Raw genomic sequence first — 19828 nt, 5'->3', positions numbered from 1 at the left:
TGTAACTAATTCTGTTCAAGAATCGTTCGTCGTTCCAATAAATAAATATGAAACAGAAATTTTAGAATCCAACAAGAATGTTATAATTTTGTCCCATTCTAAATAAAGACGTTATGGACACATCTAAAACTACACAAATATTCCCTGTACTCGAAATGAGTTGTGCCGCCTGTGCCGCACGAGTAGAAAAGACTTTAAACCGACAGGCTGGAGTTTATCATGCCAGCGTGAACTATGCGGCTGCTACCGCCACCGTGGAATACAATCCCGAGAGCTGCTCACCGGAAACACTGAAGAGTGCCATCCAGGCAGCCGGTTACGACCTGGTCATCGAAACCCGTGCAAACAAAGAAAAAATAGCAGAAGACGCGCACATACAGAAATACCGTAAACTGAAATTCCGCACCCTCTGCTCCCTGGCTCTGTCTATCCCGGTAGCCATCATCGGCATGTGCTTCATGGACTGGACTTATGCCAACTACGTGATGTGGATACTAGCTACCCCCGTGGTCTTCTGGCTGGGTAGGGATTTCTATCGCAATGCCTGGAAACAGCTGAAACACCGCACCTCGAACATGGACACGCTGGTGGCCGTCAGCACGGGCATCGCCTATGCCTTCAGCCTCTTCAACCTGTTCTGGCCGGAATTCTGGATGAGCCGCGGCATTCATCCCCATGTCTATTTTGAAGCCGCCAGTGTCATCATCTCGTTCATTCTGCTCGGACGACTACTGGAAGAAAGAGCCAAAGGCAACACTTCCGAGGCTATCAAGAAACTGATGGGCCTGCAACCGGCCACCGTTACTCTCCTGAGTCCGAACGGTACCCAAAAAGAAATACCTGTAGAACAAGTACAAGCCGGACAACGCCTATTAGTGAAACCCGGTGCCCGCATACCGGTAGACGGTACGGTAGATGAGGGACGTTCGTATGTAGACGAGAGCATGCTCACCGGCGAACCGCTCCCCACGGAAAAAGTCCCCGGCGAGAAAGTCTATGCCGGCACCATCAACCAGAAAGGAAGTTTCAGTTTCACCGCCGACAAGGTGAGCAGTGAAACCGTGCTGGCTCATATCATCCGCATGGTGCAAGAGGCACAAGGCAGCAAGGCTCCCGTGCAACAATTGGTCGACCGCATTGCCGCTATTTTTGTCCCTACCATCCTGAGCATCGCCGTACTGGCCTTTCTTGCGTGGATATTACTGGACAGCCACAACGGATTTACCCACGGGCTACTGGCCGCTGTCACCGTGACCATCATTGCCTGTCCGTGCGCGTTAGGATTGGCCACGCCGACTGCCATCATGGTGGGCATCGGGAAAGGAGCCGAAAACGGTATCCTGATTAAAGATGCCGACAGTCTGGAGACCGCTCGCAAGGTCAATGCCATCGTCCTCGACAAGACCGGTACCCTGACCGAAGGACACCCGACCGTGACCGACCTCTCCGCCGGCCTGTCGCAAGCCCCCCTGTCACGCATCCTTTTCACCCTGGAAAGTGCATCGGAACATCCGTTGGCACAGGCCATCGTACACCATCTCGCTGCGCAACCTCTCCCTATGGAAGGCTTTGAAAGTCTGACGGGACTGGGGGTACGTGGAAAAATCAACGGAACCTATTATTATGCCGGCAACCGTCGCCTGCTGGAGCAACACGGACTTGCCATTCCCGCCTCCCTGACCGAAGAAGCGACCCGCCTAAGCGAAGAAGCCAAGACGGTTATCTGGCTGGCCGATGAGAAGCAAGCCTTGGGAGTGGTGGCCATAGCCGACCGCATCAAGCCAACCTCCAAAGAAGCCGTAGCACAATTGCAGGAAATGGGAATCTCCACCTACATGCTGACCGGCGACAATCCGGAAACCGCCCGGAAGATTGCGGAACAATGTGGCATCACCTATTTCCAGGCAGAAGTGCTTCCTCAGCAGAAAGCCCAGTTCATTCAGGAACTGCAACGCCAAGGGAAAGTAGTAGCCATGGTGGGCGACGGCATCAATGACAGTGCCGCACTGGCCCAGGCCGACCTCAGCATCGCCATGGGAAAAGGCAGTGACATTGCTATGGACGTAGCCAAGATGACGCTGATTTCCTCCGATTTGAACAAAATCACCGATGCCATCCGCCTTTCCCAAGCCACCGTACGCACCATCCGCGAAAACCTTTTCTGGGCATTCATCTACAACCTGATTGGCGTTCCCGTGGCAGCAGGTATCCTGTATCCCATCAACGGCTTCCTACTGAACCCGATGATTGCCGGTGCGGCCATGGCCATGAGCAGTGTGAGCGTAGTAAGCAACAGTTTGCGGTTGAAGCGGAAAAAATTCACACATACTCACACATCCGCAGCCATCAAAGAAACGATACAGCCCGTGGAAGTACAAGCAGTGGAAACACGCCCCATAGAAGTACAGCCGGAACCCGCACAGCCGGCAGCCGCTCCCTCTCCTGCCCCAACCGTTTCCGGCGTCCAGAAGACCTACTTGGTGGAAGGCATGATGTGCGACCACTGCCGCACGCGGGTAGAAAAAGTGCTGAACACCGTAGAAGGCGCCACCGCCCAAGTCACCCTGACTCCTCCGGAGGCTGTCATTACCTTCCAAGGAAAAGTTCCGTCACTGGAAGAGTTGCAGCACCTGATTGACGAAAAAGCCGGCGACTATACGCTAAAAGAAAAGAACTGATTAAAAGTATTTTATCCGAATCCAGTACTTTCTGGGAAGTACTGCAGTACTGCTGAGAAAGTACTACAGTACTGCCAAGGGAGTACCACAGTACTGCAAGGGAAGTACTCAGACACTCACTCCGCTTTTACATAAAAAAGCCAGACAGACTGACCTTAGTTTTTACTCCATACCCTTCACAAGTTCCAAAAAAGTCGTATATTTGAAGCAAGAATTCAACTATACGACTTATGAAACTTATGCAATTTATCCAAGGAATGCTCTTAACCACCTGCATTCTTCTCTTTGCAGCCTGCAAAGACAATAACGGTCCGATTTATCTCGTCAACGCGGACAACCAGCAAAAAATAACCAACGGCACCATAGAACTCAGTTTGTTCGGTACGGGCGAAAAATTCTTCATCCGGGGAGGAGAAGGAAACTACACTATCAAAAATGAAGATGCCACCATCGCAGACTACCGCTACGATGGAGAAACCCTGACCTTTCTTCCAGTCAGCATCGGCCAGACTTCTACCACCATTTCCGACCGGGAAGGCAACAGCTACACCGTCTCCATCTTGGTCAGCAATCCTACCGATGAATATCGGGTAGAAAGTCTGGATGCCGAGGTGGAAGGTGACAACCTCACTAAAGGAGACGAAGCGACCTTGAAGGCACGCATCGTAGAAGAATCCCCTATTCAGGCAGAAGGACGCTTCTCTCTCATTTATTCAGATTCCTCCCTGTCATATGGAGAACTGAGAATTTTCCCGAACAGTACCAACAACTATCAACTCGGTATTTTTGAACGTACCCTTAAATATGCAGAAGATACGGGAGAACCCTACCTGCGTATTGAGGCCACCATGGCCGGAAGTACCAAACAGCAATATACTTTCATGCTGTTTGAAGACGAAACGACAGCTGAAGAAACAACCTCTGTCAGCCTCATCAAGGAAGACGTGACCGACCAGTACAAAGGAGAATTCAACGGACTGACCAAGGCTTACCGTATCTATCACTTAATCAAACAGTAACGCCGGTCTGCTTTTTCGCACATGTCCCGTATCGAACTCCAATCTTTCGATCTGTTCCGTCGCATCGAACAGATTCACCGTCAGCCGACGGCCGCTCCCGACAATTTACAAGCCAAATACATCCTGCTCCACAAAGTGCTGGAGCAGGCTTGTTATGAATTGACCACGGGGGTCACTCTCTCCTTTGCCAACTTGTTTTCCCGTTTGGATTACATCTGCAAGGAAAAGAAGATGACGCCTTCCGACCGATATGCCATCCAGACCATGCGCCGCAACTGCAACGCTGCCATGGGCGACCGTTTTCAGGCCGACATGCAGGAATACCTTTATGACCTGCGTGCCTTGGTACGTTTTGTCTCGCTGGGTTTTGAAGAAGACATTCCGGCTTCCATTCTTCCGGAGATCCCCCACTCCAACCGTCCCTATCAAGGCACACGGCTATCACACATTCCCTACGTGCGGGCTTCCGTGACCAGTTGGAACGACACCCAGATATTTGCAGCCACCGACAGTGACACAGATCCCTTCATCATCATCAACTATGCCAAGGGAGGGTATCAAGGCGACTTGCTGTATCTGAAAGACCTGCTGACAGAGAACCTGCCCCTGAACCTGCTCGATGTGCGGGTGGATGAAGAGAACCATTACATTCCGAACCTCATCGTCATCCATCCCGATTACCTGATTGACATCAGTTCGCTGGCGGCCTGTTTCCGGGAATACGGGCACCATCCGCTCAACTATTTCATGAACAAAATCAAGCCGAAAGCCTATACGGCCCCCATCCTGATGGGTAACCTGGCCAGCCAGTTTCTCGACGACTACATCAACGAGCAGCCCCAAGAGCCGGTCACCTATCCCCGTACCATCCAGAAATTCTTTGCCGCCTCGGCCCTCGATTTCTGTACCTGTCAGATTCCGGCTGATTTCCATGCCCAAGCGCAGGCCCAGATGATGAACATCCGCTCGTTTGTACATGATGTATTGCCCCGCAACATCCGGCATTTCAACAAGAAAAGCACCCTACTCGAGGCCTCTTTCATCTGCGAAAAACTGGGGCTGCAGGGACGTGTGGACATGATGCAGAAAGACTTTCAGGTGCTCATCGAACAAAAGGCCGGGAAGCGCGACGAATACAACCACCGCCACAAGGAAGACCATTTCATCCAGATGATGCTCTATCAGGGCGTGCTGCGATACAACTTCGGACAGGAAACAGAGCACATGCAGACCTTCCTGCTCTATTCCAAGTATGCCGACGGACTGCTATTAGAGCATTTTGCCGAAAATCTGTTCCGGGAAAGCATCAAGCTCCGCAACTACATCGTACACAACGAGATGCAGCTGGGCGAAGGAGCCATCGGCGAGGTGGTGGATTCCCTCAGCACCGACCTCCTGAACGAGTTGCAGGTGAGCGGAAAGCTGTGGAACGACTACCAGGAACCGCAGTTGCAGACGGCCATCAATACCTTGAAACGCTGTACCCCGCTGGAACGGGCGTACTTCAACCGTTTCTTCACGTTCGTGGCAAAGGAACAAATTCTCAGCAAGACCGGAGGAAGCAGCGATGCTTCGCACGGATTTGCCGGCAACTGGCACATCCCGCTGCACGAGAAACTGGAGGCCGGCAACATCTTGCTGGGACTGACCATCCTGCAGAAACAAAGCAGCGGACCGGGCAAAGGATACGACCTCATCGAACTGCACATTCCGACACAGGAAGAAGACTTCCTGCCTAATTTCCGTACAGGTGACATGGTGATTCTGTATGCTTATCAGGGAGAACCTGACCTGCGGAAACACATCCTCATGAAGGGAAACATCCTCGAACTGCACCCGGACCGCATGACACTGGTCTTGCGCAACGGGCAGCAGAACAAAGATATTATCGGGGGCGGAGACGACCTTTTCGCCATCGAACATGATTTTTCTGATACCTCGGCCTACAATGGGTTCCGCGGACTGTACGCCTTTCTGTCCGCCCGTGCCGACCGGAAAGAGTTGCTGTTGGGCGTACGTACCCCCGAACTGAAAGAGGAGGAAGTCACCCTGAACGGCGAATACGGCCGTTTCAACGAACTCATCCAAAAAGAGAAACAAGCCAAGGATTACTTTCTGTTAGTAGGTCCCCCGGGTACCGGAAAGACTTCGTGTGCCCTGCGCTACATGGTGGAAGAAGCCTTGAGTGACCCTGATACGTCCATCCTGCTCCTGTCGTACACCAACCGGGCGGTAGATGAAATCTGCGGCATGCTCCTCGACTCCGGTATTGCCGAGAAGACCCCGTTCATCCGCATCGGCAGCGAACTGTCGTGCGACAAGCGTTTCGTGCCTTACCTGCTGAAGCACAGCCTGGCCGACTGCCCCAAGCTGACTGACATCCGGCAGAAAATCGACCGCACCCGTATCTTCGTGAGTACGACGACCTCTCTCAACAGTCGCCTCAACCTCTTCACGTTGAAGCATTTCCAGCTGGCACTCATCGACGAGGCCTCACAGATACTGGAACCCGACCTGATTGGTATCCTCTCAGCCCGCCACCAGCAGCATAACGCCATCGACAAGTTCGTATTAGTGGGCGATTACAAACAGCTTCCGGCCATTGCCCAACAAAGCGCCGAAGAAGCGGCTGTCACCGACCCGCTCCTGCGACAAATCGGACTGGAGGACTGCCGCAACTCCCTCTTCGAACGCCTGTATAAGTCGAGTCCCGACACGTGCCGCAGTGTGCTCCGCCAGCAAGGACGCATGCACCCGGCCATTGCCGAGTTCCCCAACCAGACCTTCTACTACTGGGAGCAACTGGAGTGTGTGCCGCTACCCCACCAGCTGGAAGAAACACCCTACGAAGCCGGACTAACCGCTCAAGACCCCATCGACCGCCTGCTGCTGGAACGGAGAATGGTCTTCATCCCGGCAGAAGTTCCCGAAAGTCTCAGCGGCTCCGACAAGACCAACCCGCACGAGGCCCGCATCGTGGCCACTCTGCTGGCTCATATCTACCGCCTGACGGAGTCTCATTTCGACCCCAACCGGACGGTGGGCGTCATCGTGCCCTACCGCAACCAGATTGCCATGATTCGGAAAGAAATAGCCAGCCTCCAACTGCCCGCCTTGCTGGACATCTCCATCGACACGGTGGAACGCTACCAGGGCAGCCAGCGGGATGTAATCATCTATTCATTCACCGTACAGAATTTCAGTCAGCTCAATTTTCTGACAGCCAATACGTTTCAAGAAGGTACCTTCCTGATAGACCGCAAGCTGAATGTGGCACTAACTCGCGCCCGCAAGCAATTGCTGCTGACCGGCAACCCGCACATTCTCGGGGCCAACATCACATTCTACAAACTGTTGGAATACATCCGCCTGCACAACGGTTACCTGGAAACGGATGCCGAATCGTTCTGTCAAGGCAATTTCACCCTCCCGTCTTACCGCCGGAACTGGGAACTGGAGGAAGGAAGCTATTCTTTGCCCGCCCACTTCCAGCAGGCTTTCGAGCAACTGGTTCCACCCCCGCAGGATTGGGAAGCGAACGTGGCCCACTACCGCGAAGTCACGGCTTACGGCCGGTGCGACTTCCGTACCCAGCCTGAAGAGATGACTCCGCAAACCTTCTGCCAGGTATACAATTATTTCTACCTGCGAAAACAATATGCAGCGGCACAGGCCCTTTTTACCGGAAGCGGCAACTGGCTGTACGACCTGATTCGGAAAGTTTCCGGCCGGGTGGTATTCTGCGACCTTTCCTGTGAGGCAGGCGCTTCGGGACTGGCCTTTGCCGATGTGTGCCGTTCCCTGCCTCACCTGGACCTGACCTATGTGGGTATCTATCCGATGCAGGAGATGGGGGAAACCACCGAAGCCTTTTTCCAGACCTCGGCTTACAAGCACATTCAGACAAGCTCATATTCCCGGTTATCGGCCGTAAAACCGACGTTCTGGCAGGCCCATTCCGTACTGACCGAGCTGGTGATTTTCAATCTCTCCAGCCTGTTCGACCGCATTTCACCGCAGGAAGCACGCGACCTGGCCCTGCAAATCAACCAGCTGGTGCATGCCCGTCCTTTGAACCATTACGTGCTGGTGTATCGCGACGATGCAGGACCTTGCAGGAACAACCACTCCTATACGGCCTTCTGCAACCACCTTTCACCGGAGCTGAAACCGCTCCAGCCGCAGATGCCCCTGTATGGAAAAATCCATTGTAACCCGACCGAAGGACTTCCTCTTTCGCAAGAATTCCTTTATGAAATACGTACCAACTGATGAAAAAGAAACCTATCCAGCGGGCCCTCATCGTAGGGGCCACTTCCGGCATCGGAAAAGAAACGGCCTTGCAACTGCTCCAAAAGGGGTGGATACTCGGACTGGCAGGCCGACGCGAAGAAAAACTGAAAGAATTGCAGCAGCTGGCTCCGGACCGCATCCACATCCGGGCCATCGACATTTGTCAGGCGGAGGCTCCCGACCGCCTGCAGGAACTGATTGAAGAAATGGGAGGCATGGACCTCTACCTGCACTGTTCAGGCATCGGCCACCAGAATTACGCACTGGCACCGGACATCGAACTCCAGACACTGGAAACCAATGGAACGGGATTCGTACGGATGGTCACCGCGGCATTCCGCTACTTTGCCCGGCAACAAGGAGGACATCTCGCGGTCATTAGTTCCATTGCCGGAACCAAAGGACTGGGAGCCGCCCCGGCCTACTCCGCTACCAAGCGTTTCCAGAATATCTACATCGACTCCTTGGAACAGCTGGCCTACATGCAGCATCTCCCTATCCGGTTTACCGACATCCGACCCGGATTCGTGGCCACCGGCCTGCTGAACGACGGCAAGCACTATCCCATGCTGATGTCCACGGAGAAAGTGGCCCGTCACATCGTGCGAGCCTTGGAGAAAAAGAAACGCATCGCCCTTATCGACTGGCGCTACCGCATCATGGTAGCCCTCTGGCACCTGATCCCCCCTTTCATCTGGAAACAACTGCCCATCAGGAATTGACGGGCACCCGTCTTTCCTTCGCCACAATCTCCTTCAAACGGCGATATACATAGATGAAAGCCGGCACCAGGAACAAATTGGCAAACAGCCAAGCCGTCGGGTCGCCGAAGCAGACACCCCAGAACTTCCAAGCCGGTACAAAAATAAGGCTGACCAGCACACGGGCTATCATTTCGGCTACGCCCGAAAACATGGCCAGCCGTGTATAACCTGCTCCCTGAATGCTGTAGCGAAGGATGCTCAACGAACCCAACAGGATGAAGAAAGAGGTATTGATGTGCAGGAACAGCACGGTATCTTTCATAATCTCTGTTTCATCGGGGGAGATAAACAGCAAGGCAAACTTGTCGGCCAGTCCCCACATCACGATGGCAATCACTACGGAATAGACCAGCATCATCAGCGTGGCCGACTTGATGCCCATCCAGATGCGGTCGGGCTTTCCGGCACCATAGTTCTGTCCGGAATACGTGGCCATAGCCATACCCAAGCTGTCCAGCGGACACATCACGAACATCTTGATACGCATGGCCGCAGTAAAGGCAGCTACACAGGCCGTACCCAGTGCATTGTTTGCACTCTGCAACATGATGCTGCCGATAGCCGTGATGGAAAACTGCAAGCCCATCGGCACCCCGATGGACAAAAGTTGACGGGCCAGATCTTTCCGGAAACGGCGGTCGGACGGCTCGGTTTTCAGGATGTCAAACTTGCGGTACATATAGATGTAGCACAGCAAAGCCGAAAGTCCTTGCGAGAAGACCGTGGCAATGGCCGCACCTGCAACGCCCCATCCCAGTGTTAGGATACAGAACAAATCGAGTACAATGTTCAGCAACGTGGAGAACAGCAGGAACCAGAACGGAGTCTTGCTATCCCCCAGCGCACGGATGATGCTGGAAAGCAGGTTGTAGAAAAACGTACACGGTACGCCGATAAACGTGATGAGCAGATAGATGTAAGCCCCTTCAAAAATATTCTCAGGTGTCTGCATGGAACGTAGGATAAATCCGCAGAGTAGACTCGTAACAATGGCCACCGCCACCGACATCACGGCCGCCAGCTTCAGGCTGACCGACACATAGCGCCGCATCGTGACATAATCGCGGGCCCCGAACTTCTGGGCCACCGGAATGCCGAAACCACCACAACACCCGTTGCAAAATCCCAGTATCAGGAAAACCACCGATGTGCTGGCTCCCACGGAAGCCAAGGCATTAATACCTAAGAATCGTCCCACAATGGCCGCATCCACCAGCGAATACGTCTGCTGAAGCAGGTTGCCCAGCAACAAAGGAAAAGTAAAATTCAAAATCAGTGGCAGACTCGGCCCTGATGTCATCTCTCTCGACTGTGCCATATATTCTCTCGATATCCTTAAAATCTAATAAGCGTGCAAAATTACACTAAAGTTGTGATACCAAAGAAAATCCTCGCGTTAAATTAGCTAACCCGAGCAGCTTTTTTGCCTTAAATCAGGCCCTTAAAAAAACACAAGTGCGTTTCCACCCAAACGCAAGTACGTTTTATCTGAAACGCCTTTACGTTTTACTTCAAACGCAAGTGCATTTGAATCCAAACGTCCTTGCGTTTTCGCCCCCCTTTTCGGCAGTGATTTATTATCATTTGTGAATTTTTTAGTGCCGGAATTGACTTACCTTCGCAGCCAAATCAAAGAAACAGAGAAAAGACATGAAAGACAGTATTGACTTCGGAAGCATGAATATTTCGAAATTGTTCCGGAAATTACTTATTCCTACCGTACTGGGAATGATTTTCTCAGCCATCTTCATCATCACCGACGGCATCTTCGTAGGGAAAGGCATCGGCAGCGATGCCCTGGCGGCCGTCAACATCACGGCTCCCCTTTTCCTGATTAATACAGGCGTGGGACTGATGTTCGGCATCGGTGCCTCGGTCGTGGCCTCCATTCACCTGTCGCAAGGAAAAATAAAAGTGGCCCGCATCAATATCACGCAGGCTGTCGTGGTTTCCTCCTTATTGCTCATCGCCTACGCCGCAGTCATTCTCTGCAACGTGGAGAAAATCGCCTTGCTGCTGGGAAGCTCGCCCCGCCTGCTGCCCCTCGCCGCCGAATACATGTACTGGTTCGTCCCTTTCCTGGTATTCAGTGCCCTGCTAAGTTCGGGCATGTTCTTCGTGCGGCTGGACGGCTCACCCAACTATGCCATGGTGTGCAACATCATCCCGGCCCTGCTCAACATCGGCCTGGACTACTTATTTATCTTCATCTTCAAGTGGGGCATGTTCGGAGCCGCCTTGGCCACCAGCCTGGGCTACATTGTCGGCGCCGCGATGATTCTGGTTTATCTGATGCAGCCTCAGCGAGTTCTCCGTTTGTGTAAAGTCAAGCTGTCCTGGAAAAGCCTGCGGCTCACCCTCCGCAACACCGGCTATATGTGCAAGTTAGGAGTGTCCAGTTTCCTCTGCGAGGCAGCCATCGCCACCATGATGTTTGCCGGAAACTACGTCTTTATCCACTACCTGGGAGAAGATGGGGTAGCCGCCTACAGCATCGCCTGCTATTTCTTCCCCATCATCTTCATGGTGTACAACGCCATCGCCCAGTCGGCCCAACCTATTCTCAGCTACAACTTCGGGGCCGGACATCCGGAACGCGTGCGGGCAGCCTTCCGACTGGCCCTGCTGACTGCCATCTCCTGCGGTGTCGTGGTATTCGCCGTCACAGCCTTGTTCTCTTCCCAAATAGCCTCCTGGTTCATCGACAGCCGCTATCCGGCACACGACCTCGCCGTAGAAGGACTTCCCCTGTTTGCCTCCGGCTTCATCTGCTTTGGCATCAACATCGTGTCTATCGGCTACTTCCAGAGTGTGGAACGCGACCGCCCCGCCATGGCCATCACCCTGCTGCGCGGCTTCATCCTCGTGCTGCTCTGTTTCTGGCTGATACCCCTGATATGTGGCGTACCGGGCATCTGGTTGGCCGTCCCCGTTTCCGAGCTGCTGACCTTCCTTTTTGTCCTCACTCTCTACTGCCGCGGCAAACGAAGCTAAGATTTTATTACCTTTGTAGCGACATAGATACCCAAAGGAATGAAAACTTTTAGCGAGATACTGCACGAAAAATATGGACTGAGTGCCTCGGAATCCGAGCAATTGCTGGCACAGATGGAACGGCTCACTTACCGAAAAGGGGAACACATCGTACGGGAAGGAGAACGCAACAGCAGTCTCTACCTGGTGGCCCAAGGTATCTGGAGAGGACATTATCTGCGCGACGGAGTGGACATCTCACTCTGGTTTGCATCCGAAGGAGACACGCTCTTCTCTTCGTGGAGCTACGTGGCCGACCGTCCCTCTCTTACCTCCATCGAAGCCATGAGCGACAGCACGGTCTTCCGCATCTCCAAGCAAAAGATGGAGACTTTTTTCGCCTCTTCCATCGCCTTTGCCAACATCGGAAGAATCATCTTCGAGCGGCAGTTTCTGGACATGGAAAACTGGATGATAAACGGAGGAGCTGCACAGGCAAAACAGCGTTACCTTGCCCTGCTGGAACAGAATCCAGAATTGCTGCAACATGTTCCGCTCAAGCACATCGCCTCTTATCTGATGATTACGCCTCAGTCGCTCAGCCGCATACGGGCAGGACTGAACAAAAAGAAATAAGAAGAAAGACTTCCACAGCCCACATCCCTTTGTCAGTATCCAAAATCAAAAAATAAAAATAAAAACAAGCTCTTTCGCTATACTGATTTATAACCATACCCTATCAGGAACACCCTCATTTCATCTTTGCTCGAAAAAACTTTGTATACTTTTGTGACACTGTAAACTGAATGTATGATAGAAATAGATGAGAGGTTAAAACAAAAGTTCCATCAACAAATGGATGGGATATACGCACAAGACGAGGAACAACGCCTGTGCCTTATCGCGCAGTCCTACTCTATCTGCGAAAACTCCATTGCCGTATTAAGTAATTTGCGTACGGGGAAAAGCCATATCTTCTTCGGAAAGTCCTGCAAAATATTGGGACTAGGTAGACCAAGCACCATCCAAACAGTGGATTCCGTATGGGAAGAAGAGATTTACAACCGGATTCATCCGGACGACTGGAAAAAGCGATGTCTGCAAGAATTAACTTTTTTCCGAAAGGTATCATCCTCTCATTCAAAAGATATATTTTCCTGGTATCTTGAGAATACCATAAGAATGTGTGACAAAGAGGGGGAATACCACTATTGGAAGCATCGTATCTTTTATTTCTCAGGCGACGGACAGCAGGGAATAAGTTATTCTCTCTGCCTGTACAATCTGACATCCGAAGACAGCGAAGCAGCTTATCTGATAAATACGATGACGGGCGAGAAAAAAATTCTTCTCACGGATGAGAATCAACTTCTTTCTGCTCGGGAAAAAATCATATTGCAAATGATACAAAATGGGAAATCCAGCAAAATGATTGCAGAAAAACTGGGAATCAGCAAACATACGGTAGACCGCCACAGGCAGAATATCATAGCCAAACTACAAGTAAATAACACCACAGAAGCATGTCATAAAGCAAAAAGGTTGGGATTGATTGATTAAGCAAACAGCCCAAACATTGCCCAAAAGGCGAAAGGTTTCACCATCTCCACATGGATGCGATGGCGACACCCGTATCTCTTTCATATAAACGATACTACTATTTTATAGGGATATAAGCACATTTTTAATCACTTACTTAAAATAAAACCTATCAAAACAAAAATGACAGAATGGGATAAAATGCAAGCACATCAAATCTGCAATGACTTTGATGCCGATTTGTTTGAACGAAGAGTGAAAGCCAAAAAACTATTTAAAGAATTTAACCGTACCGAAGACGACGAAATTGAACGTCGTCAGGAAATCATGCGGCAACTCTTCAAGAAAGTGGGTAAACGCGTTTGGCTGGAGCCTGACTTTACCTGCGAATTCGGAAAAAACATTACGATTGGAAACGATGTCTATATTAATTTCGGATGTACATTGCTCGATTGCGGACAGATCACAATAGGCAATCACACGTTATTAGGACCGAATGTAAGTGCATACTCGGCCAATCATTCACTCGATCCGGATGAACGGATAGCCGGTGCCTTAGTTCCGGGACCTATTACGATAGGTAATCGTGTTTGGATTGGAGGCGGCAGCATACTCCTCAGTGGCGTTACGATAGGCGATGATACCGTGATTGGTGCTGGAAGTGTCGTGACTCATGACATACCTTCAGGAGTCGTGGCCGCCGGGAACCCTTGCCGTGTATTAAGAAAAATCACCGAGAAAGATAAAGTCGGTTTTATTGTATAGTAAACGATCTTTATCAGCATAAATGAAGTCCTGTCAAAATAATGCCTTCAAAAGGGAAAAGTATTCACTTGATTTATTCATTATCAAAATATTAAAGAACCATGAAAAAATCTCTTTTTTTAGCTATGGCTGCAATGATGGCAGCCGCTTGCTCTCATCCAACAGCAGACAAAACCGAACCAACTGTAGAAAGTTCCAGACTGACAGACTGTAACGTTTCTTTAAATGGCCTTCATTTTACCAAATCACTTAACGGAGCTGAAAAACAAGTGAGTGATTCGGCAGGTATTGTCACCTTCCGTGCCAAACCTCAGGCAGACTTTTTCTGTGATCCTAACGGAAAAATATCACAAGATGATGCCGCCATCCTTTTTATGGAAATAGACAACCAGAAACCTTTCACGTATTCTGCCAAGGTCAAAACGGGATTCACTCTGGAAGGGACCTACAATGCGGCCGTACTCTTTGCGTATGCCAATGACACGTTGTGGCAGAAACTGTGTTTCGAACAGGATGAAAGAGGAACGCACCGGGTGGTAAGTGTGCGTACCATCGGCACCTCCGATGACAACAACCATGAAGTGGTAAACGAGGATACAGAATCCATTTATTTTAAAATATCTTCCGATACGCAAACCATAGCCAATTACTATTCGTTGGACGGCAAGACATGGCAAATGGTCCGTCTCTATAAAAACGAATACGGAGATAAAATTTATCTGGGTATCTGCAGTCAGGCTCCTCAATCGGACGAATGTATCTCGACCTTTGAGAATTTACAGCTAACTACTGATCATGTAAAAGATTCCAGATTGGGAGAATAAAAACAAGTCTTTCATATTCAGTTCAGTACAGATGCCGTAATCTCCGGTTCCTGCATGAAAAGCATGAAAGCATCTGTACTTTTTCTATTATTACCCTCATTCTTCTCCATACAGACAGAAATGGATTGAAGCGCCATGCCTTGTCCGGCATCCCCGACCAAGGTGTTGATTGAGCCCGAAGGAAACTCGGTACGGCTCTTTGTGAAAGGGTTTGAAAATCTTTATCAGAAACTCTATAAACTATTTATATACTAATTCTACGATTGTAAATACTATTATGAGAAAAATCAAAAGAATCGTTTTGCTGGCATGCAGTGTGTTCTGCCTGTCGGGTGCCGTATGGGCACAGAACCCTAAGCCTTTCGTCATTCCGGAACTGAAGGAATGGAAAGGTGGCGACGGACAGTTTGTACCCACGGCGGCTTCCAGAATTGTATGTATCTCGGGCGAGGCGGAGCTGCTCCGTGTAGCCGAGGCCTTTGCAGCCGACTATGAGGAGATGTTCGGAGTACGCATGCCGGTATCAGTCGGCAAGGCCGCCGCTGGTGACTTTGTGTTCCAGCTCAAGGCCGATCGCAAGATGCCAAAGGAAGGCTATGACATCCGAATCACCGACCGCGTACTGATTTCCACCCCAGAGACTTCAGGTGCTTTCTGGGCCACCCGCACCCTGTTGCAGATGACCGAGCAGTCAGACACCCGCAGTCTGGCCAAGGGCAGTATACGCGACTTCCCGAGCTATGCCGTGCGCGGCTTCATGTTCGACTGTGCACGTAAGTTCTTTACCATCGACTTTCTGCGCGATTATGTGAAGTTCATGGCTTACTATAAGATGAACACCTTCCAGCTTCACCTGAACGACAATGGTTTCAAGCAGTATTTCGAAAATGACTGGAACAAGACCTATGCCGCCTTCCGTCTGGAGTGCGACACCTATCCGGGCCTGACCGCCGAGGACGGTTACTACACCAAGCAGGAGTTCATCGACCTACAGAAACTGGCCGAGAACAACTATGTAGAAATCATTCCGGAAATTGATGCTCCAGCTCATTCCCTGGCTTTCACACACTATAAGCCTGAAATTGGCAGCCAGACTTATGGCATGGACCATCTGGACCTGGGCAATCCGGAAACCTACAAGTTCATGGATGGTCTGTTCAAGGAATATCTTGAAGGCGACAATCCGGTGTTCCGCGGCAAACGGGTGAATATCGGTACCGACGAATATTCCAACAAGGACAAAAAGGTAGTGGAGCAGTTCCGTGCCTTTACCGACCATTATATCAAGTTTGTGGAGAAGTATGGCAAGCAGGCCTGCGCCTGGGGTGCGCTGACTCACGCACAGGGCGACACTCCGGTGAAGGCGAGCAACGTGATTCTAAACGTCTGGCACAATGCCTTCTCAAAGCCACACGAGATGAAGAAGCTGGGCTATAAAATCATTAATATTCCTAACGGACTGGTTTATATCGTACCTCAGGCAGGCTATTACAACGACTATCTGAACTACCAGTATCTGTATGAGAACTGGACTCCGGTCATAGTGGGCGATGAGGTGTTTGACGATAAGGATCCGGCCATTTTAGGCGGTATGTTTGCCTTATGGAACGACCATGTGGGTAACGGTATCTCCATGCAGGATGTACACCACCGCGCGTTCCCGGCTATGCAGACCATGGCGGTAAAGATGTGGACCGGCAAGGACACCAAACTGCCTTATACTGAATTCAACCAGAAACGCATCACTTTGAGCGAGGCTCCGGGAGTGAATATTCTGGGGCGTATCGGAAACGGAAAAGAACTGGTTTATGAAACAGATGTTGTATATCCGAACATGAAGACTCCACACCGCGAAATAGGCTATGATTACACCGTAAGCTTTGACATCGAAGGAACCAATGAAACTAAAGGTACCGAGCTGTTCCGTTCACGCGATGCTGTATTTTATCTGTCAGACCCACTCAGCGGTATGTTAGGTTATGCCCGCGACGGTTACCTCTATACTTTCGACTATCGGGTAAAACCGGGTAAAGCAAACTTGGCCATTGAAGGCGACAATCAGTCTACCCGTCTCTACGTAAACGGAAAGTTGGTAGAAGAACTGGACAAGCAGACTTTATACTATAATGAAGGTGGAAAGGACAAGATGTACCGCTCATGCACTTTAGTATTTCCATTGGAACAGGCAGGAAAATTCTCCAGTCGCATCAACAACTTGAAGGTATATAATTACAAGCAACATTAATCCTATCCTAAAAAAGTAAGGCTGTCTCAAAGTGAATTACCCCCCAAAAGTTAGATACAAAACTTTTGGGATGCGGTTCACTTTAAGACAGTTTTTTATTAAAATCATAAACCAAATTATAAACATCTATTCATTTGTAAATTTGCAATGAACCTTCTCTTCTATTATTTTGTTATCATAAAAATAATAAGTTCCTTGAATCACCAAGAATCCAGGGCTATAAAGAACCATATTTTTTACCAACCTGAACATTATGAAAAAATCTCTATTAATTATTTCATTGTGTGCATTTATTTTTTCTTGTTCTAAAGATTTACCAGAAAATCAAAGTACACAAAACTCAACGAGGCTTATAGGAAAAACTTTTAGTACTCAGAGTCTTTCCTTCACCTTTACAAGCAGTGATTCAGTTTCTTTCCAAAGCAAAAATACGTTATATCTTTTGAAAGGAAAATCAAAATATGAAATGAATAATGACACCATCGTCATAAAAAATCCTTATGGAAAAAGACTGAAACCCAATGAAACTACCGACAGTTATATACTTAGCTTCATCGGTTACTTACGGAATGATAGAATAGAAGCTACGTTTTTCATCATTGGCCCAGAGGAAAAAGAACAGTACTTAGGACATGATGTCACATTGTTTATGGAATAAGATCCATTAAAGTAAGCACTATCTATAGCATACATATTCTAATAAAAACGAAAAAAGGTGTGAAACCACTTGGGTTCCACACCTTTTCTTATGGATGTTTATCGATAATTATTTCACTTCCTCGAAGTCAGCATCCTGTACATTGTCATTGTTCTTGCTGTTTGAACTCTGACCATTGTTTGCCTGACCTGCATTAGGACCAGCCTGGGCACCGCCCTGTGCACCGGTCTGAGCGTACATTTCTGCACTTGCAGCCTGGAAAGCGGTCTGCAATTCAGCACTTGCTGCATCGATACCAGCCAAATCCTGAGCCTTGTGAGCGTCTTTCAGTTTCTGAAGGGCAGCTTCGATAGGAGCTTTCTTGTCGGCCGGAATCTTATCGCCAAGGTCTTTCAACTGATTTTCAGTAGTAAAGATCAAGCTATCTGCCTGGTTCAGCTTGTCGATACGTTCCTTTTCCTTCTTATCAGCTTCTGCGTTAGCTTCAGCTTCAGCCTTCATACGGTCGATTTCTTCCTTGCTCAAACCAGACGAAGCTTCGATACGGATGGCCTGTTCCTTACCCGTAGCCTTATCCTTAGCAGATACCTTCAAGATACCGTTGGCATCGATATCGAATGTAACTTCAATCTGAGGCACACCACGACGAGCCGGAGCGATACCTGTCAAGTTGAACTGACCGATTGACTTGTTCTGAGCAGCCATCGGACGTTCACCCTGCAATACGTGGATGGTAACTTCTGTCTGGTTATCAGCGGCAGTAGAGAAGACTTCACTCTTCTTGCACGGAATAGTCGTGTTGGCATCAATCAGCTTGGTCATTACTCCACCCATTGTTTCAATACCCAATGTCAACGGAGTGACATCCAGCAATACGATGTTACCTACACCGGCTTCCTTGTTCAAAACGGCACCCTGGATACAAGCACCTACGGCTACTACTTCATCCGGATTTACACCCTTAGAAGGAACTTTGCCGAAGAAGTCTTCAACCAGTTTCTGTACAGCCGGGATACGTGAAGAACCACCAACCAAGATGACTTCATCGATATCTGCATTGTTCAAACCAGCATCGCTCATAGCTTTCTTACATGGTTCAAGACAAGCCTGAATCAAGTTGTGAGCCAAAGCTTCGAATTTAGCACGAGTCAATGTCTTAACCAAGTGTTTAGGAACACCGGCCACCGGCATGATGTACGGCAGGTTGATTTCAGTTGATGTAGAAGAAGACAATTCAATCTTAGCTTTTTCAGCAGCCTCTTTCAAACGCTGCATAGCCATCGGATCAGTTGTCAAGTCAGCACCTTCATCATTCTTGAATTCCTGTACCAACCAGTCGATGATAACCTGGTCGAAATCATCACCACCCAGGTGAGTATCACCGTTAGTTGACAAAACTTCGAATACACCGCCACCGAATTCCAGGATAGAGATATCGAATGTACCACCACCAAGGTCGAATACGGCAACCTTCATATCCTTGTTAGATTTGTCGACACCGTAAGCCAGAGCGGCAGCAGTCGGTTCGTTCACAATACGTTTTACATCCAGACCTGCAATCTGACCAGCTTCCTTAGTAGCCTGACGCTGAGAATCTGAGAAGTATGCCGGAACGGTGATGACAGCTTCTGTAACTTCCTGTCCCAGATAATCTTCAGCAGTCTTTTTCATTTTCTGAAGAATCATTGCTGAGATTTCCTGCGGAGTATACAGACGTCCGTCGATGTCTACACGCGGAGTATTATTATCGCCTCTTACTACTGAGTAAGGTACACGTGCAATTTCTTTCTGAACCTGATCGTAAGTTTCACCCATGAAACGTTTGATAGAATATACCGTACGTTTCGGGTTTGTGATAGCCTGACGTTTAGCAGGATCACCTACCTTACGTTCACCGCCGTCCACGAAACCTACTACTGAAGGAGTGGTACGTTTACCTTCGCTGTTGGCAATTACCACCGGTTCGTTACCTTCGAATACTGCAACACATGAGTTTGTTGTTCCTAAGTCAATACCAATAATCTTTCCCATAATTGTATCTATTTTTTATTATTTTCTAATCAGTTAATT

At 49.5% G+C, this 19828-nt stretch carries 13 protein-coding genes; 11 read left to right on the top strand and 2 right to left on the bottom strand.

Going from position 1 to position 19828, the window contains the following annotated elements:
• Positions 1-113: 113 nt before the first annotated feature.
• The 4 genes from RDP42_RS04160 to RDP42_RS04145 all read left to right on the top strand — a co-directional run bounded on the left by RDP42_RS04160 (position 114) and on the right by RDP42_RS04145 (position 8712).
• Positions 114-2678, top strand: coding sequence for a copper-translocating P-type ATPase (locus RDP42_RS04160; RefSeq protein ID WP_308762659.1), 2565 nt, complete (start codon positions 114-116; stop codon positions 2676-2678).
• Positions 2679-2908: 230 nt separating this feature from the next.
• Positions 2909-3697 (top strand): hypothetical protein, encoded by a 789-nt coding sequence (locus RDP42_RS04155; RefSeq protein ID WP_308762658.1) that lies wholly within the window; start codon positions 2909-2911, stop codon positions 3695-3697.
• A 21-nt stretch (positions 3698-3718) separates the two neighbouring features.
• Positions 3719-7969 (top strand): AAA domain-containing protein, encoded by a 4251-nt coding sequence (locus RDP42_RS04150; RefSeq protein ID WP_308762657.1) that lies wholly within the window; start codon positions 3719-3721, stop codon positions 7967-7969.
• Positions 7969-8712, top strand: a complete 744-nt coding sequence (locus RDP42_RS04145) for an SDR family NAD(P)-dependent oxidoreductase (RefSeq protein ID WP_308762656.1) — start codon at positions 7969-7971, stop codon at positions 8710-8712. The genes RDP42_RS04150 and RDP42_RS04145 overlap by 1 nt, the downstream gene beginning before the upstream one ends.
• Here the strand turns inward: RDP42_RS04145 and RDP42_RS04140 are convergent.
• The gene (locus tag RDP42_RS04140) at positions 8702-10072 is read right to left on the bottom strand and encodes an MATE family efflux transporter (RefSeq protein ID WP_308762655.1); all 1371 of its coding nucleotides are present in this window, start codon (positions 10070-10072) and stop codon (positions 8702-8704) included. The genes RDP42_RS04145 and RDP42_RS04140 overlap by 11 nt on opposite strands.
• Positions 10073-10404: 332 nt before the next feature.
• Here RDP42_RS04140 and RDP42_RS04135 point away from each other — a divergent pair, with 332 nt between their 5' ends.
• The 7 genes from RDP42_RS04135 (at position 10405) to RDP42_RS04105 (ending at position 17758) form a co-directional block, all read left to right on the top strand.
• Positions 10405-11748, top strand: coding sequence for an MATE family efflux transporter (locus RDP42_RS04135; protein WP_308762654.1), 1344 nt, complete (start codon positions 10405-10407; stop codon positions 11746-11748).
• 39 nt (positions 11749-11787) lie between these two features.
• On the top strand, positions 11788-12363 hold the full coding sequence (locus RDP42_RS04130) for a Crp/Fnr family transcriptional regulator (protein ID WP_308762653.1): 576 nt from the start codon (positions 11788-11790) through the stop codon (positions 12361-12363).
• A 219-nt stretch (positions 12364-12582) separates the two neighbouring features.
• Complete coding sequence (locus tag RDP42_RS04125; RefSeq protein ID WP_308762652.1) at positions 12583-13287, top strand: LuxR C-terminal-related transcriptional regulator; 705 nt, start codon at positions 12583-12585, stop codon at positions 13285-13287.
• Positions 13288-13467: 180 nt separating this feature from the next.
• Positions 13468-14031 (top strand): sugar O-acetyltransferase, encoded by a 564-nt coding sequence (locus RDP42_RS04120; RefSeq protein ID WP_308762651.1) that lies wholly within the window; start codon positions 13468-13470, stop codon positions 14029-14031.
• Positions 14032-14132: 101 nt separating this feature from the next.
• Positions 14133-14855, top strand: coding sequence for a DUF1349 domain-containing protein (locus RDP42_RS04115; RefSeq protein WP_308762650.1), 723 nt, complete (start codon positions 14133-14135; stop codon positions 14853-14855).
• A 277-nt stretch (positions 14856-15132) separates the two neighbouring features.
• A complete protein-coding gene (locus tag RDP42_RS04110; RefSeq protein ID WP_308762649.1) occupies positions 15133-17100 on the top strand; it encodes a family 20 glycosylhydrolase in 1968 nt (655 codons plus the stop codon).
• A 253-nt stretch (positions 17101-17353) separates the two neighbouring features.
• A complete protein-coding gene (locus tag RDP42_RS04105; protein WP_308762648.1) occupies positions 17354-17758 on the top strand; it encodes a hypothetical protein in 405 nt (134 codons plus the stop codon).
• Positions 17759-17866: 108 nt separating this feature from the next.
• Here RDP42_RS04105 and dnaK read toward each other — a convergent pair whose 3' ends face one another.
• A complete protein-coding gene (gene dnaK / locus RDP42_RS04100; protein ID WP_072543014.1) occupies positions 17867-19789 on the bottom strand; it encodes a molecular chaperone DnaK in 1923 nt (640 codons plus the stop codon).
• Between the last annotated feature and the right edge of the window lie 39 nt (positions 19790-19828).

This window comes from uncultured Bacteroides sp. (assembly GCF_902472605.1).
Lineage (GTDB): Bacteria > Bacteroidota > Bacteroidia > Bacteroidales > Bacteroidaceae > Phocaeicola.
Note: the sequence above shows the minus strand (reverse complement) of the source record. Positions and strands in the feature narration are given on the sequence as shown.

Bases quoted from the DNA above. Each gene is read 5' to 3' on its own strand.
- RDP42_RS04135 (WP_308762654.1), top strand. From the start codon at position 10,405: ATGAAAGACAGTATTGACTTCGGAAGCATGAATATTTCGAAATTGTTC.
- RDP42_RS04125 (WP_308762652.1), top strand. From the start codon at position 12,583: ATGGATGGGATATACGCACAAGACGAGGAACAACGCCTGTGCCTTATC.
- RDP42_RS04120 (WP_308762651.1), top strand. From the start codon at position 13,468: ATGCAAGCACATCAAATCTGCAATGACTTTGATGCCGATTTGTTTGAA.
- RDP42_RS04130 (WP_308762653.1), top strand. From the start codon at position 11,788: ATGAAAACTTTTAGCGAGATACTGCACGAAAAATATGGACTGAGTGCC.
- dnaK (WP_072543014.1), bottom strand. From the start codon at position 19,789: ATGGGAAAGATTATTGGTATTGACTTAGGAACAACAAACTCATGTGTT.
- RDP42_RS04110 (WP_308762649.1), top strand. From the start codon at position 15,133: ATGAGAAAAATCAAAAGAATCGTTTTGCTGGCATGCAGTGTGTTCTGC.
- RDP42_RS04115 (WP_308762650.1), top strand. From the start codon at position 14,133: ATGAAAAAATCTCTTTTTTTAGCTATGGCTGCAATGATGGCAGCCGCT.
- RDP42_RS04150 (WP_308762657.1), top strand. From the start codon at position 3,719: ATGTCCCGTATCGAACTCCAATCTTTCGATCTGTTCCGTCGCATCGAA.
- RDP42_RS04145 (WP_308762656.1), top strand. From the start codon at position 7,969: ATGAAAAAGAAACCTATCCAGCGGGCCCTCATCGTAGGGGCCACTTCC.
- RDP42_RS04160 (WP_308762659.1), top strand. From the start codon at position 114: ATGGACACATCTAAAACTACACAAATATTCCCTGTACTCGAAATGAGT.
- RDP42_RS04140 (WP_308762655.1), bottom strand. From the start codon at position 10,072: ATGGCACAGTCGAGAGAGATGACATCAGGGCCGAGTCTGCCACTGATT.
- RDP42_RS04105 (WP_308762648.1), top strand. From the start codon at position 17,354: ATGAAAAAATCTCTATTAATTATTTCATTGTGTGCATTTATTTTTTCT.
- RDP42_RS04155 (WP_308762658.1), top strand. From the start codon at position 2,909: ATGAAACTTATGCAATTTATCCAAGGAATGCTCTTAACCACCTGCATT.